The sequence below is a fragment of the Comamonas squillarum genome, from assembly GCF_025309455.1.
GTDB lineage: Bacteria > Pseudomonadota > Gammaproteobacteria > Burkholderiales > Burkholderiaceae_C > Comamonas > Comamonas squillarum.
On sequence record NZ_CP104377.1, the window covers coordinates 414445 to 436672 of the forward strand.

Sequence of the window (22228 nt, forward strand, 5' to 3'; positions counted from 1 at the left end):
TTTATATTGTTCAGCGGTGACTGAACAATATGGATAAAGGACGGTGGCTGTGACCCAGCAGGACAAGGCGAAGGCGGCCTCGGCGGCCAAGAAGGCGCATGAAGCGCTGGAAGCGCGCGAGCTGTTTATCGAGCGCAATGCGATCCAGGCGGAAACCAGTGGCCTGCCCCGGATTGCAGGGCGCCTGATCGGCATCTTTTTGCTCGATGGCGGGCCCATCAGCTTTGCCGAGCTGGCCGAGCGCATGCAGGCCAGCCGCGCCAGCGTGAGCACCAATACCCGTTTGCTCGAACGCCTGGGGATCATCGAGCGGGTGGCGATGCGCGGCGAGCGCCAGGACTTTTTCAGCCTGCGCGCCAACCCCTTCTTGATCGTGCTGGAGCAGAGCATTGCCGATTGCCAGCGCTTTACGACCTATGTGGATGAGCTGCTGGCGGCCAGCCCGCTGTCCGCTGATGCCACCGCGCGCCTCAAGCAGGCGCAGGATTTTCATGCGGTGACGGCCCAGACCTTGCAGGAGCTGCTGGCCAAGCTGGCCGAGCGGCAAAAGCAGGCGGCGGCGCCACCGGTGCCTGCCCGGCGATCGGCACGTGCCGAGAGGGCGGCAGCCGCTGCTGCAACCACGCCCAAAATGCCTAAAGCACCTAAAGTGCGCCAAGCTCGCGCGCCGTCATCCAGCCGCAAAGCACCAGACTGAGTACCCGAGCCATGAAATACGTTCTATGGGCGGCCGCGCCGCTGTGCCTGGCGGCTTTGTCGGGGTGCTCGTCGGTGCCGGATGCGCCCGCGCCAGCGCCGGTGGTGGCGTCGCAGTTTTCGGTGGCCTCTTCGTTGCCGGACCTGCAGCCAGCGCAGGCGGCGCCCCAGCTCGATACCTGGTGGACCCTGTTCGAGCAGCCCCAGCTCAACCGCCTGGTGGACCAGGCCTTGGCGGCCAGCACCGAGGCGCGGATGGCGCTGGCGCGGGTGCGCGAGGCCAGGGCGGTGCGCGAGGCGGCGCTGACCCAGTACCAGCCCCAGGGCGGCCTGCGCGCCAGCGGCGAGCGCAGAAGCGTGCAGCGGCTGGGCGGTGCATCGGCGGGTGGGGTTGGCCTGGGCCGGCAAAGTAGCGCCGGGCTGGACCTGCAAGTCTCCTGGGAGCTCGATGTGCTGGGCCGGGGTGATGCGCTGGCGCGGCAGGCCGATGGCGACTTTGGCGCGGCGCTCTATGGCGCCTATGGCGAGCGCGCGGCCTTGGTGGCCGAAGTGGCGCGCAGCCTGTTTGAGGCCCAGCGCCTGACCGCTGCGCTGGCCGATGCCCAGGCGACGATCTCCATCCAGACCCGCCTGCAGCAGGTGCTGGCGCGCAAGCTCGAGCGCGGCCTGGTGGCGCTGGCCGATGTGGCGCGGGTCGATGCCAGCTTGCTGGCAGCCCAGGCCAATGCGCTGGTGCTGCAGTCGCAGCTCGATGCCGCACGGCGCGCCTTGCTGGTGCTGGTGGGGCAGGGCGACCAGCCCTTGTCGGCCCTGGTGCTCGATGACAGCCAAACCCAGGCGCCGGCGCTGCCGCGTGCCTTGCCTGCGGATTTGCTGGCGCGGCGCCCCGATGTGCTGCAGGCCCAGGCGCAGATGGATGCGGCCGCGGGCGGCCTGGAGCTGTCGCGCCTGGCGCTGCTGCCCAGCATCACCTTGACGCCCGGGCTGGGGCTGAACTGGCAAAAGCAGGGCGCGTCGCTCAGCACCGGGCTGTGGTCGCTGGCAGGCAATGTGGCCATGCCGGTACTGGACCGCCCGCGCTTGTTGGCCAACGCCCGCGCTCAGGGCGCCCGCGCCGAGCAGGCGGTGATCGCCTATGAGCAGGTGGTGCAGCGCGCGTTTTCCGAGACGGACCAGGCGCTGCTCCGCATGGCGCCCGATACACAGCGGCTGAAAGTGCTGGCGCAGGCCGAGGCGCGGGCGCAGACGGCCTATGAGGCGGCGCGCAAGGGCTATGAGGCCGGCTTTTTTGACCTGGTGGTGGTGCTCGATGCCGAGCAGGTCTACCGCGACTCGCGCGGTGGCCTGACCCAGGCGCGCGCTGAAGCCTTGGCGCATGCGGTGCAGGTGTTCCAGGCGCTGGGCGGCGGTTGGCCCCGGGATGCGCTGGGCACCGATACACAGAAGACGAATTGAGAGGGATGCAATGCTGCAATCAATGACAAGCGGATGGCGCGTGGGCTTGGGGCTAGGCCTGGGGTCGCTGGCCCTGCTGGGCCTGGTGGCCTGCTCCGAAGGCAGTGCGGACAAGACTGCGAAGCCGGTGGCCGAGGTGGTGCGAACGGTGAGCGTGGCGCAGGTGGAGCTGCGTCCCATGGGTGGGGTGCAGCAGGCATCGGGCCTGCTGGTGGCGCGCGAAGAAATTGCGATTGGCCCGGAGCTGAGCGGCTACCGGGTGGCCGCGCTGCTGGCCGATGAGGGCGACCAGGTACGTGCCGGCCAGCCGTTGGCGCGGCTCGATGACGGCTTGCTGCAGGCCAAGATTGCCCAGGCCCAGGCCAGCCTGGTGCAGGCCAAGGCGCAGGCCACGCAGGCCCGGGCCGAATCGGCACGGGTCGAAGGCCTGGACGGCCAGGGCGTGCTGTCGGACGAGCAGATCCAGCAGCGCCGCACGGCAGCGGCCAGCGCCCAGGCCAATGCCGATGTGGCAGCGGCCAACCTGGCGGGGCTGCGCGTAGAGGCCGAGCGCATGGTGCTGCGCGCGCCGGTGGCCGGTGTGGTGCTGCAGCGCAATGTGCGCCGGGGCGATGTGGCCAGCCCTGGGGGCGAGGCGATGTTCCGCCTGGCGCGGGACGGCATGGTGGAGCTGGCTGCCGAGGTGCCCGAGGACCAGGTGGACCGTATCCAGCCGGGCAACCAGGTGGCGGTGACCCTGGCTTCGGGTGTTGAGCTGGAGGGCCAGGTGCGGCTTTTGTCGCGCCGGGTGGACGACAAGACCAAGCTGGCCCAGGTGCGCGTGGCGCTGCCGGTGCGGGCCGATCTGCGCCCCGGCGGCTTTGCGCAGGCGCGTTTTGCGCAGGCGGCCGCACCGGTGGCGGCAGTGCCAGAAAAAGCCATCCACTTTGAAGCCGGTGGCCCGCAGCTGGCCACGATCGATGCCGACAGCCGTATCCGCAAGCTGCCGGTGAGCCTGGGCGCCCGTGCCCAGGGCTGGGTGGCCTTGCGCGATGGCCCGCCGCTGGGCACGCGCCTGGCCTTGGGCGGCGGCGCCTTTGTGCTGGAGGGGGACCGGGTGCAGATCAATGGCGCTGCCCAGCCGGCCGCCGTGCCTGCCACGCCGGAGGCGGCACCTGCACCTGCACCTGCTGCTGCGGCTGCGGCTGGAGGCCAGCGATGAAGCTGCGTATCTCCGCCTGGTCCATCCAGAACCCGATCCCCGTGGTGGTGCTGTTCATCGCCATCCTGGTGGCCGGGCTGATGGCCTACCGTGTCATGCCGATCAAGCTCTACCCGGATGTGTCCTTTCCCATCGTGCAGGTGGCAGTGGCCTTGCCCAGCGCGGCGGCCACCGAGGTGGAAACCCAGGTCACCCGCGTGGTGGAAGACGGGGTGGCCAATGTGGCCCGCGTCAAGCATGTGATCTCGACCGTCACCCAGGGCATGTCGCTGACCTTGGTCGAGTTCGAGATCGGGCTGGAGCCGCAGCGGGCTGTCGATGAGGTGCGGGCGGCCATTGACCGTGTGCGCGCCAACCTGCCAGCCAGCATCGAGCCGCCGATTGTCGAGCGCCTCGATTTTGATGCCATGCCCTTGCTGACCTATGCGGTCTCCGCCCCGGGCATGGACGATGTGGAACTGAACTGGTTCATTGAGGATGTGGTGGCGCGCAAGCTGGTGGCGCTGCCAGGGGTGGGGCAGGTGACCCAGGTCGGCGGTGTGGCGCGCGACATCACCGTGACGCTGGACCCCGCCAAGCTGCAGGCGCTGGGACTGACGGCCGTGGCGGTGAACGATGCGCTGCGCGCGCACAACCTCGATGCATCGGGCGGCCGCACGCAGATTGGTGCGCAGGAGCAGCAGGTGCGTATCCTCGCGGCCGCCCCATCGGTGCAGGAGCTTGAGCAGCTGGTGATTGCCACCCGTGACGGCCGCCATCTGCGCCTGGGTGATGTGGCCACCGTGGCCAGTGGCGCCAGCGACCGGCGCGGCTTTGCGGCCTTGAATGGCGAGGCGGTGGTCGGTTTTCAGGTGATGAAGACCAAGGCCGCGTCCGACGTGGATGTGGAGACGGCGGTGGCCAAGGCGGTGGCGGCGCTGGCCAAGGAGCAGCCCGGGGTCTCGTACCAGCTGGTGTCATCGGGCGCCAAGAACACCCGCGAGAGCTTTGATGCCACGGTGGCGACCTTGCTCGAAGGCATGCTGCTGGCGGCGGTCGTCGTGTTCATGTTCTTGCGCGACTGGCGCGCGACGCTCATTGCGGCGGTGGCCATGCCGATCTCGCTGGTCCCCACGTTTGCGGTGATCCATTGGCTCGGCTATTCGCTCAATATGCTGTCCCTGCTGGCCTTGACCTTGGTGATCGGCGTGCTGGTCGATGACGCCATTGTCGAGGTGGAGAACATCCAAAAAAGGGTGCAGGCCGGCGCCTCGCCCTGGCGCGCCTCGATGGAAGGGGCCGACGCGATTGGCCTGGCGGTGGTGGCCACCACCTTGGCCATTGCCGTGGTGTTTTTGCCCGTTGCCTTTATGGGTGGCTATGCCGGGCCGTACTTCCGCGAGTTCGGGGTGACGGTGGCCGTGTCGGTGATGTTTTCGCTCTTGGTGGCGCGCCTGCTGTCACCGCTGATGTGCGCCTATTTGCTCAAGCCCTCGGCACAGCCCCATCCGCACAAGCCCTTTACTGGCCGCTACCGCCGGTTGCTGGAGTGGGCGCTGGCGCACCGCTGGTGGTCGCTGGCGGCCGGGGTGCTGATTTTTGTCGGCTCGCTGGTGCTCGCCTCGCTGCTGCCCACCGGCTTTGCGCCCAAGGGCGATGGCGGCACGGTGCAGATCAACCTGCAAGGCGCGCCCGGCGCGACCACCGAAGACATGCGCGCCTCGGCCGCCAGCCTGACCCGTTTGCTGCGCCAGCAAGGGGATGTGCAGGATGTGTTTGTCAGCGTGGGCAGCAGCCAGCGCGATGGCGACCCGCGCAAGGGCAGCGTGATTGTGCAGCTCAAATCACCGCGCTCGATGACGACCAAGGCCTTCCAGGACCATCTGCGGCCTCTGCTGCTGCAGGTGCCCGATGTGCGGCTGAGCTATAGCGAGAGCGAAGGCGGCGGCACGCAGAACCTGCAGGTAATCCTGGGTGGCCACGATGGCGAGCTGCTGCGGCGCACGGCCGCAGACGCCGAGCGCGAGCTGCGCGGCCTGCCCATGCTGGCCAATGTGCACCAGGTGGCGCCCAACCCGGGCCCCGAGCTGGTGATACGGCTCAAGCCCGATGCGGCCGCGCGCCTGGGCGTGACCCCCGATGTGGTGGCCGAGGTGGCGCGCATGGCCAGCCTGGGTGACCTGGATGCGACCGCCTCCAAGTTCAACACCGGGCGCCAGCGGCTGGCGGTGCGCGTGCGGCTGCCCCAGGGTACCTTGCGTGATCTGGACAGTATTGGCGCGCTGCGCGTGCCCACGGGGCAGGGTGGCACGGTGCCCTTGTCGGCGGTGGCGGACATGCATTTCCAGGTGGGCGAATCCCACATCGATCGCTTTGACCGCGAGCGCCGCATCACCTTGGAGGCGGAGGTCCATGGCGTGTCGCTGGGCCAGGCCAATGCGGCCGTGGATGCGCTGCCGTTCCTGAAGAACCTGCCCGAGGGCGTATCGCGCCCGCTCTATGGCGATGCCGAGGGCATGCAGGAGCTGTTTGCCAGCTTTGGCCTGGCCATCATGGCGGGGGTGGGGCTGATCTTTGGCGTGCTGATCTTGCTGTTCCGCAGCTTTGTCAAACCGGTGGTGATTCTGGCGGCACTGCCGCTGTCGCTGGCCGGCGCCTTTTTGGCCTTGCTGGCAACAGGCGGAGAGCTGAACCTGCCGGTGCTGATTGGCTTGCTGATGCTGATGGGCCTGGCGGCGAAGAACTCGATCTTGCTGGTCGAGCATGCGGTGGAGGCCGAGCGCATGGGCAAGAGCCAGACCGAGGCCCTGCTGGAAGCCGCCCATGAGCGCACCCGGCCGATCATCATGACCACGATTGCGATGGCCATGGGCATGCTGCCTACCGCTTTGGGCGTGAGCAGCGGCTCGGAGTTCCGCCAGCCGCTCGCCGTTGCCGTCATCGGCGGGCTGGTGTCGTCCACCGCCTTGTCGCTGGTGCTGGTGCCGGTGGTCTATGCGGTGATGGATGATCTGGAGAACTGGCTGCGGCCCAAACTGGCGCGCTGGGTGACCTTGCCCAATGCTCAGGATCAGCGGGAGACGCTACAGGCCCACCAATGAGAGCCGCAAACAAAACCCTTGATACGTCGTTGCCTAGCCGGCCGCCTCAAGCCTTGCCGTACGTTTGTACTGTCTGCGGTTTGACACCTCGTCTCAACCGCAAACCTCGGTTTGCTGGGTCGTGTTAGCGGCTCCAAGTTCGCTGCCGTGCGGCCCCCGGCGCAGCGGTTGCGCCGGGCAACAAAAAACCCGCTGGATCAGCGGGCTGCGGTTCACAAACCTGTTTCCTTCCAGTTCGGGACGGTAATGGGGCTGGTGAGTTGGTCAATCTTGGCGTCAATCAGCATCATCTTGGCGTGCTCGGGCGTACCTTCCTGTGGGTTCTGCATCAAAAGACTGGCACCTTCGGCTTTGAGCTGTTCCAGGTAATCGCCTGTGGCAGCATCCTCCTGCTTTCGTTGCGACACGGCAAACCTTCCTGTCGGTGCCACATGGACGGGCTCCAACGCGGACAGCTTAGTACGAAAGCAAGATTTATCCTATAGATGCATTTGTATATTTGATGATGTTACAAAATAAATCATTTGCCCCCAAATAGGGTTTTCGAATGCTGTACCGCTGATGTCTGCGGCGATGAAATGCCTCAAGTGGCCGATGGTTTGCTTGCTTTGGGCCGGCCGTCGGGGGCACGCGCATCGGTATCGATCAGACCGCGCTTGAGATCTGTATGGGCTTGCTCCATCTCGGGCGAGGGCTCTGGGCTGGTCTCCCCCACGGACTGGTCTTTTTCATGGGGCATCTTGGCCTGCGAGCCGGTGTCATGGGGCTGCTGCTTGCGGGTGGTGTTGATCTTGGTCTCGTCGCTCGCGGGCGGGTTGGTTTTCTCGGGGGCTTGGTCTGGCATACATCCTCCAGGGTTCATGGGGCTCAGCGCCCATGGTGGCCTGCAAGGCAAGGCTTGTGTGTAGGAAAAGCGGGGGCAGCGCTTGTGCGCCAAAGCATGGTTTTGTTCTGCCACCGCTGATAGCAGAACCCTTGCACGCCGATGCGGGCGGCTTTCCTACATGGCGCTAGTTTGTCTTTGGATAAGGTATGAGCTAGAGCACATTTTGGGCTTGGTACAAGAAAGGAAAGAACATGTTTTTCAAGAAGCGACAAGTCAGCCTCTCCGATGTGAAGGGGGATGTCGACCAGTTGGTGGGCGATGTGCGTGCACTGCTGTCGGTCAAGGAGCTCGATGCGATCCCCGAGATCAAGCGCATTCGCGAGCGCATGGACGAGGGCATGGGCATGGCCCGCGATTCCGCAGCCCGCGCCATTGCGCAAACCAAGCACACCGCCGCCTGCACTGACAAATATGCGCATGACGAGCCCTGGCACATTGCAGGCGCAGCATTGGCCATTGGTGTGGTGCTGGGCTACGCAGCCTGCCGTCGCTGATCGCCAAATTTTGGGGCTGGCGGCGCCGGCCCTTTGTGCATGCGAGAAAACCTGCGCTGACCGCATCGGGTCAGCGCAGGTTTTTTTGCGCCATGTCCACCGGCGCCGCGCCATGCGGCATCAACGCGGCGGGTTTGCGAGGGGCAAGTCGCTGCGGGCAGGCGCCAGCGGAGTCAAGGGACGGTCAGTGGACATGGCAGGGGGCGCCTCCACGCGTTTGACCTGGGCATCTTGCTGGGCTTTGCGATAGGCCGCCTCGGCGTCTTTTTTGCAGATGCCGACGGCATCACCGCGCATCTCATTGCAGCGCTCGTTGGCAACGCGGTAGTCTGCTTCGGCTCTGGCCACACGCACCTGGTAACTGTGGCCGGCGTCGCCCAGCACTTTGGCATCGCGCTCGGCCTGGGCCACGCGCTGGCTGCCTTTGGCATCCTCTATGCAGATGTGCTTGTCGTTGCCCTGCAGCGTCTGGCAATGGGCGATGGCCGTGCGGTACTGGGCCGCAATGCGGTCGGTTTCAGCGCGGACCTCCTCATCGCTCATCGCAGAGGCCGTGGCAGCGATACACAGGCTCGCCATCGCGGCGGCCGCTTTCCTAGAAACTTTGGGGGTAGCTCTCTTAATCAGCATGCCCCATGCTAGGACAGAGGCGGGTGAAGGCCTGACAGCAGCCGATGCCATCTGCCGTAGGACGAGGCGCGCCTGTGCGTTGCCTGTGCGGCGCAGATATGCCAGCAGGGTATAGCTGCTAGGCCGCTGTGCCCGTGGCTCTTTGTGGTGTCTGTCCCCAGAATGGATACCAACAGAACACGGGGAGCATTCCATGCCAACAGCGATTCCTTGCCTGCTGATGCGGGGCGGCACGTCCAAAGGGCCATTCTTCAATGCCGCCCATTTGCCCCAGGATACGGCCACGCGGGACCGGGTGCTGTTGGCCGCAATGGGCTCACCCGACGGCCGGCAGATCGACGGCATTGGCGGCGGGCATGCGCTGACCAGCAAGATCGGCATTGTCAGCCGCTCGGCGCAAGCGGGGGTGGATCTGGAGTTTCTGTTCGCCCAGGTGCAGCCGGACATGGGCACGGTCGATACCCGCCCCAACTGCGGCAATATGCTGGCCGCGGCGGTGCCCTTTGCGCTGGCCTCGGGCATGGTGCAGGCCCAAGGTGAGCGTGCCAGCTTTCGCGTGTTGGCCCGCAACACCGGCATGCTGGCCGATATCACGCTGCCGCTATCTGGCGGCCAGCTGGCCGATGGCGGAGACGCCCGCATCGATGGCGTGCCGGGCAGCGCTGCGCCGATCGAGATCTGTTTTCAGGAAACAGCGGGGTCGGTCTGCAAGAGCCTGCTGCCCACCGGCAAGGCGCGCGAGCGCATGGACGTGGCAGGAGAGGGCTTTGCGCCATTCAGCGTGGAGGTGACCTGCATCGACAACGGCATGCCGTTGGTGATGGTCAAAGCAAAGGATATGGGTGCCAGCGGCTATGAGACCGTTGCCCAGCTCGATGCCCACCACCATCTTCGGCGCCGGCTGGAGGCGCTGCGCCTGCAGGCCGCGAAGGCCATGGGTCTGGGTGACGTCTCTGCCAAAAACTACCCCAAGATGACCCTGGTGGCGCCGCCCCGGCATGGCGGTGCGATCAGCACGCGCAGCTTTATCCCCCATGTGTGCCACGAAAGCATTGGCGTGCTGGCCGCGGTCACGGTGGGCACGGCCGTTGAGCTGCCAGGCTCCGTCTGTGACGGATGGGCCCGGCGGGCCAGCGGTGCCGATGCCGATACGGTCGCCATCGAGCATCCCTCCGGCGTGTTGAGCGTCAAGCTCAAGCAGGGCGTGGCGCAGGCCGATGCGCCGCCCCAGGTGGCCTTGCTGCGCACAGCGCGGGTGCTGATGCGCGGCGAGGTGATGGTGCCCAGCGCCATCTGGGCAGGGCCCGTGTAACGCTGGGCCATACAAAGCCACGTTTGGCTGCAAGCGCTACCAAAGAGAACAAACAGGGAGGAGCACCGCATGATTATTGATGTACATGGGCATTACACAACCGCACCTGCGGGCTTGGGCCAGTGGCGCGACCTGCAGATGGCTGGCCTCAAGGACCCACGCCTGACGCCTCGGGCCGCAGATTTGCGCATCAGCGATGACGAGATTCGCGAGACCATCGAGTGCAACCAACTCCAGCTGATGCGCCAGCGGGGGCTGGACCTGACCGTCTTCAGCCCGCGCGCCAGCTTCATGGCCCACCATATCGGCGATTTCGAGACATCGAGCGCCTGGGCCGAGGTCTGCAATGAGCTGTGCTTTCGCGTGAGCGAGCTGTTCCCCGACCACTTTGTGCCGGCCGCGATGCTGCCCCAGTCCCCGGGTGTCGATCCCCGCACCTGCATCACCGAGCTGGTGCGCTGTGTCGAGCAATACGGCAATGTGGCGATCAACCTCAACCCTGATCCCTCCGGTGGGCACTGGACTGCGCCGCCGCTGTCTGACCGCTCCTGGTACCCGATTTACGAAAAGATGGTGGAGTACGACATCCCCGCGATGGTGCATGTCTCCACCAGTTGCAATGCCTGCTTTCACACCACTGGCGCGCACTACCTCAATGCCGACACAACGGCCTTTATGCAGTGCCTCGACAGTGCGCTGTTCCAGGACTTTCCCACGCTGCGCCTGCTGATCCCCCACGGAGGAGGGGCCGCGCCTTACCACTGGGGGCGGTTTCGGGGGCTGGCGCAGGCGCTGGGCAAGCCCTTGCTCGAGGAGCACCTGCTCAACAACCTGTTTTTTGACACCTGTGTCTACCACCAGGCCGGCATTGACTTGCTCACCCGGGTGCTGCCAGCCAAAAACATTCTGTTTGCCAGCGAAATGGTGGGGGCGGTGCGCGGCATCGATCCGCAAACCGGCCACCACTACGACGACACCCGGCGCTATATCGAGGCAACACCTCATCTCAACGACGAAGAGCGACATCAGGTCTACGAGGGCAATGCGCGCCGCGTGTTTCCGCGCCTGGATGCCGTGCTTCGCCACCGGGGGCTGTGAAGCGCCCGCCACCCACCAACAAGGACATTTCCATGTATGAACTCGGTGTTGTTTACCGCCATATCCAGCGTGCTGACCGTGCCGCAGCCGATGGCCTGGCCCCTCTGGGTTCGGCCACGGTGCATGAGGCCATGGGCCGTGTCGGCCTGCTCCAGCCAGCGCTGCGTCCCATCGCCGCGGGCCAGTGTGTCTCCGGCACAGCGGTGACGGTGCTGCTCCAGCCTGGCGACAACTGGATGTTGCATGTGGCGGCAGAGCAGATCCAGCCTGGCGACATCGTCGTGGCGGCCGTGACCTCACCATGCAGCGATGGCTATTTTGGCGACCTGCTGGCCACCAGCTTTCAGGCGCGTGGCGCACGGGCGCTGGTCATCGATGCGGGCGTGCGCGATACCAAGGCCTTGCAGGAGATGGGGTTCCCCGTCTGGAGCCGGACGGTGTCCTCCAAGGGCACGATCAAGGCAACGCTGGGCTCGGTCAACATCCCGGTCGTCTGCGCCGGCATGTGGGTCACCCCGGGCGATGTGATCGTGGCCGATGACGATGGTGTGGTCTGCGTGCCTGCCGCCATCGCGCCTGCCACCTGGGAGACCGCGCTGGACCGAGAGCGTTTTGAGACGGCCAAACGTGCCCAGCTGGCCGCTGGCGTGTTGGGGCTGGATCTCTACCAGATGCGTGTGCCGCTGGCCAAATCCGGCCTGCGCTATATCGACTAAAGGGGTTGCATCGTGTCCTTGTCTGTCAAAACCCCCGGCTGGCTGGATTGGCATCCCTGGCCGGCAAAGCCTGTGCTGCAGTTACCCGAGGGCGCCGTAGATGCGCACTGCCATGTGTTTGGGCCGGCTGCGGAGTTCCCCTTTGCCGCTGAGCGCAAATACACCCCCTGTGATGCCAGCAAGCAGCAGCTGTTTGCATTGCGTGATCACCTGGGCTTCTCGCGCAATGTGATTGTGCAAGCCACCTGCCACGGTGCGGACAACCGGGCCATGGTCGATGCCTGCAAGACATCCGGCGGCAAAGCGCGGGGGGTCGCCACCGTGCGGCGCAGCATCACCGACCAGGAGCTGCAAGAGCTGCACCTGGCCGGCGTGCGGGGCGTGCGCTTTAACTTTGTCAAGCGGCTGGTGGATGTGACCCCGCAGGATGAACTCCAGGAGATTGCCGAGCGCATCGCCGCTTGGGGCTGGCATGTGGTGGTTTATTTTGAAGCGCAGGACCTGCCTGAGCTGTGGCCATTCTTGCGCCGCTTGCCCACCCCCGTCGTGGTAGACCACATGGGGCGCCCCGATGTCGGCCAAGCCGCCGATGGGCCGGAGTTCGGCATGTTTTTGCAGCTGATGCACGAGAGCGACAACCTCTGGTGCAAGGTCAGCTGCCCGGAGCGCTTGTCGCTGACGGGCCCGCAGGCGCTGCATGGCGAGCGCCGCGCCTACCAGGATGTGGTGCCTTTTGCGCGCCGGGTGGTCGAGGCCTTTCCCAGCCGTGTGCTCTGGGGCACCGATTGGCCCCATCCCAATCTGAAGGGCCACATGCCCGATGACGGCTTGCTGGTGGATTTCATCGCCCAGATCGCCCCCACGCCTGCGCTGCGCCACCAGTTGCTGGTGGACAACCCCATGCGTCTGTATTGGCCAGAGGAGGCATGAGCCCACAGGATGTTTCCACGCGGATCCGCCCATCGGGCTGCGGGCCAGGACCCCATGACCAACTTGGAAAGAAAAATATGGCTTTAGAAAAACCCTATCTTGATGTGCCGGGCACCGTGGTATTTGATGCTGACCAGTCACGCAAGGGCTATTGGCTCAACCAGTTTTGCATGTCGTTGATGCAAGCGGACAACCGGGCGCGTTTCAAGGCCGATGAGCGGGCCTATCTGGACGGCTGGGATATGACCGAGGAGCAGAAGCAGGCCGTGATGGCCCGCGACCTGAATTGGTGCATACGCACAGGCGGAAATATCTATTTTCTGGCCAAGATCGGGGCCACCGATGGCAAGAGCTTTCAGCAGATGGCCGGCTCGATGACGGGCATGAGCGAGGAGGCTTACCGCGCAATGATGATCGCCGGTGGTCGCTCGGTGGAGGGGTGCCGCTTCATGCATGAGGCGGCAGGCACGCCGGCGCAGCCGACAGGCGGCATCGCCATCCATGAGGGAGTCTGATATGGCACGCATCAGCGCATCGGTGTTCACCTCACATGTGCCCGCCATTGGGGTGGCCATCGACCAGGGCCTCACCCAGCAAGCCTACTGGCAGCCGCTCTTCCAAGGCTATGAATATTCGCGCCAGTGGATGCGCGAGAACCCGCCCGACGTCATATTTCTGGTCTACAACGACCATGCAACAGCCTTCAGCCTGGACCTGATTCCCACCTTTGCCATCGGCACGGGTGCGGCCTACTCGCCAGCCGATGAAGGCTGGGGGCCGCGACCGGTGCCGAACGTGATCGGCCATCCTGAGCTGGCCTCGCATATCGCGCAGTCGGTGATACAGCAGGATTTTGACCTGACCATCGTCAACAAGATGGATGTAGACCATGGGCTCACCGTGCCGCTGTCCCTGATGTGCGGAGAGCAGCCCGCCGATGGCGGTGCCTGGCCTTGCCCGGTCATTCCGTTTGCCGTCAATGTGGTGCAGTACCCCGTCCCCTCGGGCCAGCGCTGCTTCAGCCTGGGCAATGCGATCCGCAAGGCGGTGGAGAGCTTTGACGCGGACCTCAATGTGCAGATCTGGGGCACCGGTGGCATGAGCCACCAGCTGCAAGGCACGCGTGCGGGTCTGATCAACCAGGAGTGGGACAACTGCTTCCTGGACCAGCTGATCCACCGCCCCGCCAGTTTGGCCAAGGTGCCCCATATCGACTATGTGCGAGAGGCGGGCTCCGAGGGGATTGAGCTGGTCATGTGGCTGATTGCCCGTGGCGCGATGGCCGATGTGGCCGATCCTGCTAAGCGGCCCACGGTCAAGCACCGCTTCTACCATGTGCCGGCCTCCAACACCGCCGTGGGTCACCTGATTCTAGAAAACGCTTGAGAGACGCTGATGTTTCTGATTTTTGGTACGCATCGCCCAGTTGCTGATTTGGGCACCCAGACACCCTGGAGGACACCATGACACGTCGACCCATCAACGTAGCGCTTGCAGGAGCGGGCGCCTTTGGCCTCAAACACCTGGAAGGCATTGCGCATATCCCCGGGGTGCAGGTTGTGTCCCTGGTCGATCCCGATTTGTCCAAGGCGCGGCAGGTGGCCGAGCAATATGCCATTGCGCATGTGGCCACCAGCTTGCAGGACAGCCTGGCGCGGCCGCAGGTGGATGCGGTGATTCTGTGCACGCCCACGCAGTTGCATGCCAGCCAGGCGCGCCAGTGCTTGCTGGCAGGCAAGCATGTGCAGGTGGAGATTCCGCTCGCCGACCGGCTGGAAGACGCGCTGGCGGTGGCCGAGCTGCAAAAATCCAGTGGCCTGGTGGCGATGTGTGGCCATACCCGCCGCTTCAATCCCAGCCACCAATGGATCCAGCAAAAGGTGCAGGCGGGCAGCTTCCGGCTCCAGCAAATGGATGTGCAGACCCACTTTTTCCGCCGCAGCAATACGAACGCCTTGGGTCAGCCGCGCAGCTGGACCGACCATCTGCTCTGGCACCATGCGGCGCACACGGTCGATTTGTTCGCCCACCAGGCGGGCAGTCCCATCGTGCAATCCCATGCCGTGCAAGGGCCGCTGCACCCCGAGCTGGGCATTGCGATGGACATGGGCATCGTGCTCAAGGCGGCCAATGGCGCCCTGTGCACCCTGAGCCTGTCTTTCAACAACGATGGCCCATTGGGTACTTTCTTTCGCTATATCGGCGACACGGGCACCTATGTGGCGCGTTATGACGAGTTGCTCGATGGCCAGGGTCAGGCCATCGATGTCTCGCAGGTGGACGTGTCGATGAATGGCATCGAGCTGCAGGACCGCGAGTTTTTCGCCGCCATCCGCGAGGGCCGCCAGCCCCGCGCCAGCATCGCCCAGGTGTTGCCCTGCTACCAGGTTTTGCATGCTTTGGAGCAGCAGCTGCAGTAATATCGGCCCGACCAGTCGTGAACCGCCTGCACACCTTATCGCAGGCGGTTTTGGTTTTTCAGGAGAGATGATGAGCGATCGCCTTATTGGCCCCTTCCAGGTCGGCCCTGTTGCCCTGGGTTGCATGAACCTGAGCCATGCCTATGGCCACCCGGCCACGCAGGCGCAGGCCCAGGCGCTGCTGCATGCAGCGCTCGATGCCGGGGTCACCTTGTTTGATACAGCAGCGCTCTACGGCTTTGGCGCCAATGAAGCGCTGGTCGGGCCGGTGCTCAAGCCGCACCGCCACCGCATTACGCTGGCGAGCAAGTGCGGTATGGCGGGCGTGCGTGGCGATGATGGCGTGATGCGCCGTGTGATTGATGGCCATCCCAAGACCTTGCGCCGCCATTGCGAAGACAGCTTGCAGCGTCTGGGCACCGATGTCATTGACCTGTACTACCTGCACCGCTGGGACCGGCGGGTGCCGATCGAAGAATCGGTGGGCGCGATGTCGCGCCTGGTGGAAGAGGGCAAGGTCCGGGCGCTAGGCCTGTCCGAGGTCGGGGCGGAGACGCTGCGGCGCGCCCATGCCACCCACCCGATTGCGGCCTTGCAAAGCGAGTATTCGCTGTGGTCACGCAATGCCGAGTTGGGAAGCTTGCAGGCTTGCCGCGAGCTGGGCATTGCCTATGTAGCCTTCAGCCCGATGGGCCGGGCTTTTCTGTCAGGCAAATTGCCTGCCGGCACCCAATGGGTGCCGGGCGATATCCGTGCGGGCATGCCCCGTTTCCAGCCCGAGGCCTATGCCAAGAACCTGCGGCTGCTGGCGCCCATGCAGGCGATTGCCGAGCGCGCGGACTGCAGCCTGGCCGAACTGGCCATTGCCTGGGTGCTGCACCAGGGCGAGCATGTGGTTGCGCTGCCAGGTACCACCGATATAGACCATTTGCATGAAAATCTGCGTGGCGGCAGTGTGCGGCTGGATGCCGGCTTGCTGGCCGAGCTCGACGCCTTGTTTGCCCCGGAGGCCATCGAAGGCGAGCGTTATGCACCAGCCTCGCAGCGCGAGGTGGATACCGAAAAGTTTGCGTTCGAGCAGTGCTGATGCCAGGCTGACAGGGCGCTTGGGGCGCTGTGCAGAACGGGGAGCGGATCTACCCGACTCCCCGTTCCGCTGTCCTGTGCTACCTGCCATCCCGCGCGCTGGGACTAGATGTGAACTGTCAAGAGGTTTTTTGCAGATTTGAGCCTGGCCATCGGGGTAATTCGACCAATGCCGCTGTGAGGCCTGTGCCAGTTGTAGTAATGCTGCCAGCGATGTAAGGCTTGTGTTCGCTCAGCTGAATTCTGGTATGTCCAACCATAGGCCCACTCGCGCAGCGCCGATTGGATGAATCGCTCGGCCTTGCCGTTGGTCTGTGGCCGGTACGGCCTGGTGAACTTGTGCTGCACGCCCAAGGCGTTGCAGGCCGCAGCGAACTCCCTTGAGCGAAATGCCGCACCGTTGTCCGTCAGCAGGCGTTTGATGCTCACTCCAAGCCCCGCGTAGTACGCCACGGCGTTGCGCAGAAAGGCGACGGCTTGCGGCGTTTTCTCGTCCGGATGCATAGCGGTAAAGGCAATGCGTGCGTGGTCGTCAATGGCCACGAACAGTGTCTCCCATCCCGCACCATCGACCGAATCGCGCCGATTGCCTGTGACGCGGTGGCTGGGCCGAACGATGCGCCCGAGCTTCTTGGTATCGATGTGCAGCATGTCTCCAGGCGCATCGTGCTCATAGCGAACCACGGGCTCGGACGGCTGCAGATCGCTGAGTCGAGACAGGCCCGCACGGGCCAATACCCGGCTCACGGTGGACGCCGAGACGCCTGCGTAGCTGGCAATGCGCGACTGCAGCATGCGGCGTTTGCGTAGCTCAACAATGAGTAAGGCCTTGGACTCGCAGATGGCTTTTGGAGAGCAAATGGGCCTGGAGGAAGCATCGGCCAGGGCCGCTTCGCCGCCCCAGAGGTAGCGGCCCAGCCACTTGCGAGCGGTCTGTGCGGTGACGCCTTGAAGGGCTCCGGCCTGAGAGGCATCCAGGCCTTGCAAGGTCATCTGTTTGACCATCTCCAGTCTCCGGGCAAAGGTAAGTCGGGCATGCTTATGAGTGTTCATCCGGTTGGCTGTCCTGAGTGGGTTGGGTGTTTGGCGACTTCCAGTCTCTCAAATCCAACCCGGATGAACACCGGATACAACCTATTGAACCTTCACAACTAGACCGTCAGGTAGCCGCCATCGACGGGAATGACGGCGCCGTTGACAAAGGATGCGGCGGGTGAGCACAGAAAACCGATCACCGCCGCCACCTCGGACGCATGGCCCCAGCGCTGCATGGGGGTGCGAGACAGAATGCCTGCCGAGGCCTTGGGGTCGGCCATCAGGCCTTCGCTCAAGGGGGTGGCAATCCAGCCGGGAGCGACCGCATTGACACGCACGCCCTCATGCGCCCAGGTTTGGGCCAGCGAGCGCGTCAACTGCACGATGCCGCCCTTGCTGGCACTGTAGGCGGGGCGGTCCTTGCTGCCAAAGTAGCTGTACATCGATGCCACATTGACGATGCAGCCCTGGCGTTGCAGCAGATGTGGCGCAGCGGCCATCGAGGCCTGCATCACGGCCGTCAAATTGGTGTGGATGACTTGCAAGAAGGCCTCTGGCTGGTATTCCTGTGCATGGCGGCTGATGCCCGCCGCGTTGACCAGCGCATCGAGCTGGGGCAGCTCGGCGATCGTCTGGCTCAGCTTGGCGCTGTCACAGACATCGAGCTCCAGGCACTGGATGCGGGGATGGCGCGGCGCATGCAGGCCCTGCGCGTCCAGCCCCAGGGCCAGCACGGAGGCGCCGGCGTGGGCAAAGTGCAGCGCGGTGCTCGCGCCAATGCCGGAGGTGCCGCCGGTAATGAGAATGACGTTTTCTTCGATGGTGGACATCCTGGGTGTTTCCTAATGCTGGTTGTTGCAGCCCGCGCTCGGGCTCACGAGAATCTTGATCTGGGACCGGTCCTGCACCAGTGCTGCAAAGCCGTTACTGACCGCCTGTTCGAGCGGGACTGTTCGGGTGATGATGGCGCTGGGGCCGAAGGCGCCGGCCGCGATGCGCCCGATCAATTCCGGGTACACATCGCGGTAGCCGACGCTGGCCACCAGGCTCAGCTCACGGTTGACGGCGTCAAAGGCGTCGAGCCGCGCCTCGGACATGAGCCCCACCATCACCATGTTTCCGCCTTTGCGCAGTGCGCGCAATGCGCCTTCGAACGTGGCTTGCAGGCCGGCGGCTTCAAAGCTGGTGTCTACGCCCAGGCCGGCAGTGGCCGAGGCGATGGTGTGCCGCAACTCGCGCGGCGTGAGGCCCTTGGCATCGACGAGGTGGCTGGCGCCTGCCTGCTTTGCCATGTGCAGGCGCTGGGGCGATACATCCACCGCAATGATGGTGCCCGCTCCTTGCAGTTTGGCGAGCGTGACCAGCAGCAGCCCGATGGGGCCCAGCCCGAAGATGGCGCAACTGGCGCCTTCAGCCAACTGGCTGCGGTGCAGCGCATGCAGCGCGACGGCAGCGGGCTCCAGCACAGCGGCCTGTTCCAGCGTCACCACATCGGGCAGGCGATGGAGCATGTAGCTGGGCACTACGGCAAACTCGGCCATGCCGCCGTCACCCATCAGCCCGGCAAAACCCATGTCGGCGCAGAGGTTGTAGGCGCCGCTGCCGCAGTAAGCGCAGTGGCTGCAGCGGTACTCGGGCTCCACCGCCACCCGGTCACCCACCTGTAGGCCGGTGACCTCGCTGCCCAGCTCGACCACCGTGCCACAGAACTCGTGGCCCAGCGTCAAAGGCGCGCTGCGCCCCGAGACCGCGTGGGCGGTGCCGACCGGGATGGCATGGGGGCCTGATTCGTATTCGTGCAAATCACTGCCGCAGATGCCGCAGTACTGCACCGCAATCCGTACTTGCTGGGAGCCGGGGCGGGGGATGGGGATCTGCTCCAGGCGCAGATCCTGGGCGCCATGCCAGCGCAACGCGCGCATCATGGCGCAGCTCCTGCAACTCCCGCAGCGGCACGGCGCTGCAGCACCAGCGGGGCGGTTTCCTTCAGACCCAGCGCGAGCAGCCCTGCCACCAGTGCCCCAGCAGCCGCTATCCACATCGTCACCGGCAGGCCGTAATGGTCGGCCGCTAGGCCCGCAGCAGTGGGGGCCACAAAGCCGCCCACCAACTCGCCCGCGCCCATGATGAGGCCCAGCGCGCCGGTCAATACCTGGGGCGGCACGGTTTCAGCCGGGACCGTTGCCATGAAGAGGGTAAAACACCCCAGGCCGTTATAGGTGAAGAACACCACCGCACCCAAGGCGACGGCCGAATCCCCATAGATCAGCGCGATAGGGCACATCGCCGCAATCGGTGCAAAGATGGCCAGCGCTGTTTTGCGTCCGATCCGGTCGGAGATGGCGGGTACCGCAAAGCCCCAGAACACCCAGGCGGCGCCCAGGCAGGTCATCACCAAGCCCATGTCGCCCGGCGAAAACGCGCGGTATTTGACGAGAAAGGTGGGCGCAAACGAGATGATGATGATGAACCAGGTGAGGAAAAAGCAGCTGAGGAGCATGCACAGCAGCACATTGCGCTCACGCAGCAGGGCCCAGCGGTTGATCGGCGCTGGCTTGGCGTCTGCGGCAGGAGCGCCACCCGGGTGTTCATGCACCCAGCGCCAGATGCACAGGGCGATCAGCATGCCGGGGATGACGGTGACATAAAAGGCCACGCGCCAGCCAAAATGTGTGGCCAGGCCAATGACCACCGGTGGCCCGATCATTGCGCCAATCAGACCGGCCGACGAGCCCTGCAGCAAGCCCATGTTGAGGCCGCGCCGCGAAGGCGTGGAGCTTTGGATCATCAGGGACTGCGCGATGGGCAGCACCGGCCCTTCTGCCAGGCCCATCAGCGCGCGGAACACCAGCAGGCTGATGAAACCCCCAACGAGCCCGGACAAGGCCGAGCAGATGGAAAAGCCCAGCACGGACACCACCAGCAAGGCCTTGCGCTTGGCGCGCGAATCGGACCAGGCGCCCGCAATCGCCCCGGAGAGGGCCCAGGTCAGTGCCAGGGCCGAGGAGATCATGCCCAGCTGGGTCTGGCTTAGATCGAGCTCATCTTGCATGAAGGGGAACAGAAAGGACAGCGCCAGGCGGTCAAAAAAGACAAAGCCGAAGGTCAGAAAGAGGATCAGCAGCAGCCGGTTCTCATAGGTCCACAAGGCGCGGATGGCGGATGGTTTCATGGCGTTCTCCAGGCTCTGCAGCCGTTAGCGGAAGAGCTTTTCCACGGCCTCGGCGCCCAGGCCCACCTTTTCGTAGTGGGCCTTGCACATGGCGATGTAGGAGTGCACATCAAAGTAGCCATCGGGCTTGCCCTGTTCGTCCAGCCAGATCAGCGGCCCCTTGACGATGAAGAAGGCCCGCATGGGTTCGGGATGGTCGAAGGCGACCAGCGTGTGGCCTTCGCCGGGGGTCTCGTAGACAAAGTCGCCCTTGGTCGCCGTCCAGTCATGCTCCAGGTAGCCCCATTTGCCCGAGATGGTGTAGGCAAAGACTTCATGGGGGTGGTAGTGGCGGTTGACCAGGCCCGCTTTCTTGGCCATCAGGATGTCGCACCACTTGTTTTGTGATGGCGAAATCCACAGGGGGCGGGAGAACACGGTGTCCGTGAACGGCACATACAGGCGCTCGTCTTCCGGCACGGCATTGGGCGTGTAGACCTCCGGGAGCGCATCGGGCATGAAGGGGTTGGCGATGGGGCTGAGGTGTTGCCAGAACTCGGTGTTGGCTTTGTCGACCATGGTGGATCTCCTTGGGATTGAGGGAAGGGTTGAAGTCGGTGCATTGCATCGCGAACAGGGGCAGGGACCGGGAAGAAGCCTGGTGCATCCGGTGGCCGTGTCAGCGCGGCTGCTGGCGGTATCGCGCGCCGGTGAAGCGGGCGCAACCGCTGGTTGTGAGGGCTGCATGAGGGTGGCTGTGTGCCTGTCAGTGCAAGCAGGGCGTGTGGCTGGGAGCGGTGGGAGGGCGCCCGGTGGACGCAGGGTCTGCGCTGGCATGGATCCGGTTGTGCTGCATCCTGAGGACTCCTGGCTTTCTGTGTTGTATGACGAAACCCATTCTGTGGAAGATGACCCCAGAGTCCTAGGTGGCAGCGAAGCTAGCAGCTATAGCAAAATGGCATACTAATAGCTAAAAATTATTAAAATTTAACAAATTGAAGGGGATTCCTATGAATTTGCAGCAAATCGAAACCTTTGTGGCGGTAGCGGAAACCGGCAGCTTCAGCAAGGCGGCCATGTTGTCGGACACGGCGCAGCCGGCGCTGAGCCGGCAGGTGCGGGCGCTGGAGGTCGAATTGCGTGAGACCTTGCTGATCCGCACCGGGCGCGGTGTGACATTGACGGAGGCCGGAAGGCGCTTGCTGGAGCACAGCCATGCCATCCTGCAGCACGTGGCCCAGGCCAAGGAGGACCTGGGTTGTGAGCGCGATGAGCCGGTGGGCCGCATCGTGGTGGGGCTGCCGCCCAGCCTGGCCAGGCGGCTGACGCTGCCGCTGATCCATGCTTTCGGCAGCAAAATGCCCAAGGCCCGCGTGGCGATCGTCGAGGGCTTTTCCGTTCAGATGGCCGAGTGGCTGGCCTCGGGCCGCATGGACCTGGGTCTGGTCTATTCGCCCGAACCGCATCCGCATATCGAGATCAGCCCGGTCTTGCAGGAGCGCCTGTGTCTGGTAGGACCTGCCTGCGCGCTGGGCGGCCGCACCAGCCTCGCGTTCCAGGATCTGTCGGATTTTCCGCTGATCATGCCGCAGTACGGCCAGATCTTTCGCAAGCTGATGGAAGCCCAGGCCAGGCTGTCGCAGGTCAAGCTCAATGTGGTCTGGGAGGTATCGAGCGTGCCGGCCATCTTGGATTTGGTGCGCGGCGGTTACGGCTATGCGGCCTTGACGCGCAGTGCGCTCGACGGGCATGTGGTGGGTGAGCGTCTGGTGGTCGCGCCCATCGAGTCGCCTGCGGTGATGATCAACCTGTGCCTGGCGCAGTCAGCCAAACGCAAAGCCACGCCTTTGCTGCGCTGCACCGCAGCCGTCTTGCAGGCGTTGACCACCGAGGTCTGCGCACAGGCCCCATCCATGGCGCCAAGCGAGGGCTCCGGCAGCGACAGCGGCATGTCATCGTAATTTTGTGTAGCAATGGGCTGGTCGCGTGGGGGCGGGGCGGCAGCGCTCCTTACAATGCCTGAGCCCTGTGCATAGGC

Annotated in this window: 22 protein-coding genes; 14 read left to right on the forward strand and 8 right to left on the reverse strand. The window is 64.7% G+C overall.

The window, feature by feature from the left end:
• Positions 1-43: 43 nt before the first annotated feature.
• From N4T19_RS01880 to N4T19_RS01895, 4 genes are read left to right on the forward strand one after another with little or no spacing between them, the layout of a single operon-like run.
• A complete protein-coding gene (locus N4T19_RS01880) occupies positions 44-697 on the forward strand; it encodes a GbsR/MarR family transcriptional regulator (RefSeq protein ID WP_116925201.1) in 654 nt (217 codons plus the stop codon).
• Between the two features lie 11 nt (positions 698-708).
• Positions 709-2151: an efflux transporter outer membrane subunit gene (locus N4T19_RS01885; protein ID WP_260719305.1), complete on the forward strand. Its 1443-nt coding sequence runs from the start codon at positions 709-711 to the stop codon at positions 2149-2151.
• Between the two features lie 22 nt (positions 2152-2173).
• The gene (locus N4T19_RS01890) at positions 2174-3352 is read left to right on the forward strand and encodes an efflux RND transporter periplasmic adaptor subunit (RefSeq protein ID WP_260719306.1); all 1179 of its coding nucleotides are present in this window, start codon (positions 2174-2176) and stop codon (positions 3350-3352) included.
• The gene (locus tag N4T19_RS01895) at positions 3349-6432 is read left to right on the forward strand and encodes an efflux RND transporter permease subunit (protein ID WP_260719307.1); all 3084 of its coding nucleotides are present in this window, start codon (positions 3349-3351) and stop codon (positions 6430-6432) included. Before N4T19_RS01890 ends, N4T19_RS01895 begins: the two co-directional genes overlap by 4 nt.
• A gap of 212 nt (positions 6433-6644) precedes the next feature.
• On the opposite strand, the gene N4T19_RS01900 is transcribed toward N4T19_RS01895, so the two are convergent.
• Positions 6645-6839: a hypothetical protein gene (locus N4T19_RS01900; protein ID WP_133248088.1), complete on the reverse strand. Its 195-nt coding sequence runs from the start codon at positions 6837-6839 to the stop codon at positions 6645-6647.
• A 176-nt stretch (positions 6840-7015) separates the two neighbouring features.
• Complete coding sequence (locus tag N4T19_RS01905; protein WP_232539609.1) at positions 7016-7276, reverse strand: hypothetical protein; 261 nt, start codon at positions 7274-7276, stop codon at positions 7016-7018.
• Between the two features lie 233 nt (positions 7277-7509).
• On the opposite strand from N4T19_RS01905, the gene N4T19_RS01910 reads away from it, so the two are divergent.
• Positions 7510-7812: a DUF883 family protein gene (locus N4T19_RS01910; RefSeq protein WP_116925207.1), complete on the forward strand. Its 303-nt coding sequence runs from the start codon at positions 7510-7512 to the stop codon at positions 7810-7812.
• 120 nt (positions 7813-7932) lie between these two features.
• Here the strand turns inward: N4T19_RS01910 and N4T19_RS01915 are convergent, their stop codons facing one another.
• Entirely contained in the window at positions 7933-8391 is a 459-nt protein-coding gene (locus N4T19_RS01915; protein WP_260719308.1) for a hypothetical protein, read from the reverse strand.
• A 244-nt stretch (positions 8392-8635) separates the two neighbouring features.
• On the opposite strand from N4T19_RS01915, the gene N4T19_RS01920 reads away from it, so the two are divergent.
• From N4T19_RS01920 to N4T19_RS01955, 8 genes are all read left to right on the forward strand, one after another.
• Positions 8636-9754: a 4-oxalomesaconate tautomerase gene (locus tag N4T19_RS01920; RefSeq protein ID WP_116925209.1), complete on the forward strand. Its 1119-nt coding sequence runs from the start codon at positions 8636-8638 to the stop codon at positions 9752-9754.
• A gap of 69 nt (positions 9755-9823) precedes the next feature.
• A complete protein-coding gene (locus N4T19_RS01925; protein WP_260719309.1) occupies positions 9824-10852 on the forward strand; it encodes an amidohydrolase family protein in 1029 nt (342 codons plus the stop codon).
• 32 nt (positions 10853-10884) lie between these two features.
• Complete coding sequence (ligK, locus tag N4T19_RS01930; RefSeq protein ID WP_260719310.1) at positions 10885-11568, forward strand: 4-carboxy-4-hydroxy-2-oxoadipate aldolase/oxaloacetate decarboxylase; 684 nt, start codon at positions 10885-10887, stop codon at positions 11566-11568.
• A 12-nt stretch (positions 11569-11580) separates the two neighbouring features.
• Positions 11581-12498: an amidohydrolase family protein gene (locus N4T19_RS01935; RefSeq protein WP_116925211.1), complete on the forward strand. Its 918-nt coding sequence runs from the start codon at positions 11581-11583 to the stop codon at positions 12496-12498.
• A 77-nt stretch (positions 12499-12575) separates the two neighbouring features.
• Positions 12576-13013, forward strand: coding sequence for a protocatechuate 4,5-dioxygenase subunit alpha (gene ligA, locus N4T19_RS01940; protein WP_260720256.1), 438 nt, complete (start codon positions 12576-12578; stop codon positions 13011-13013).
• Position 13014: 1 nt separating this feature from the next.
• Positions 13015-13884 (forward strand): class III extradiol dioxygenase subunit beta, encoded by an 870-nt coding sequence (locus N4T19_RS01945; protein WP_116925213.1) that lies wholly within the window; start codon positions 13015-13017, stop codon positions 13882-13884.
• A 77-nt stretch (positions 13885-13961) separates the two neighbouring features.
• Positions 13962-14918 carry a Gfo/Idh/MocA family oxidoreductase gene (locus N4T19_RS01950; protein ID WP_116925214.1) on the forward strand — a complete coding sequence of 319 codons (957 nt, stop codon included), beginning with the start codon at positions 13962-13964 and terminating at the stop codon, positions 14916-14918.
• Between the two features lie 70 nt (positions 14919-14988).
• Complete coding sequence (locus N4T19_RS01955; protein ID WP_260719311.1) at positions 14989-16005, forward strand: aldo/keto reductase; 1017 nt, start codon at positions 14989-14991, stop codon at positions 16003-16005.
• A 104-nt stretch (positions 16006-16109) separates the two neighbouring features.
• Here N4T19_RS01955 and N4T19_RS01960 read toward each other — a convergent pair whose 3' ends face one another.
• The 5 genes from N4T19_RS01960 to N4T19_RS01980 all read right to left on the reverse strand — a co-directional run bounded on the left by N4T19_RS01960 (position 16110) and on the right by N4T19_RS01980 (position 20769).
• A complete protein-coding gene (locus N4T19_RS01960) occupies positions 16110-17057 on the reverse strand; it encodes an IS481 family transposase (RefSeq protein WP_260719312.1) in 948 nt (315 codons plus the stop codon).
• Positions 17058-17155: 98 nt separating this feature from the next.
• Entirely contained in the window at positions 17156-17869 is a 714-nt protein-coding gene (locus N4T19_RS01965) for an SDR family NAD(P)-dependent oxidoreductase (RefSeq protein ID WP_260719313.1), read from the reverse strand.
• A gap of 12 nt (positions 17870-17881) precedes the next feature.
• Positions 17882-18961, reverse strand: a complete 1080-nt coding sequence (locus N4T19_RS01970) for a 2,3-butanediol dehydrogenase (RefSeq protein WP_260720257.1) — start codon at positions 18959-18961, stop codon at positions 17882-17884.
• Positions 18961-20211, reverse strand: coding sequence for an MFS transporter (locus tag N4T19_RS01975; RefSeq protein WP_260719314.1), 1251 nt, complete (start codon positions 20209-20211; stop codon positions 18961-18963). Before N4T19_RS01975 ends, N4T19_RS01970 begins: the two co-directional genes overlap by 1 nt.
• A 24-nt stretch (positions 20212-20235) precedes the next feature.
• Positions 20236-20769: a 2,4'-dihydroxyacetophenone dioxygenase family protein gene (locus N4T19_RS01980; RefSeq protein WP_116925217.1), complete on the reverse strand. Its 534-nt coding sequence runs from the start codon at positions 20767-20769 to the stop codon at positions 20236-20238.
• Between the two features lie 431 nt (positions 20770-21200).
• Between N4T19_RS01980 and N4T19_RS01985 the strand changes: the two genes are divergently transcribed.
• Entirely contained in the window at positions 21201-22151 is a 951-nt protein-coding gene (locus N4T19_RS01985) for a LysR family transcriptional regulator (RefSeq protein ID WP_116925218.1), read from the forward strand.
• Positions 22152-22228 lie beyond the last annotated feature (77 nt).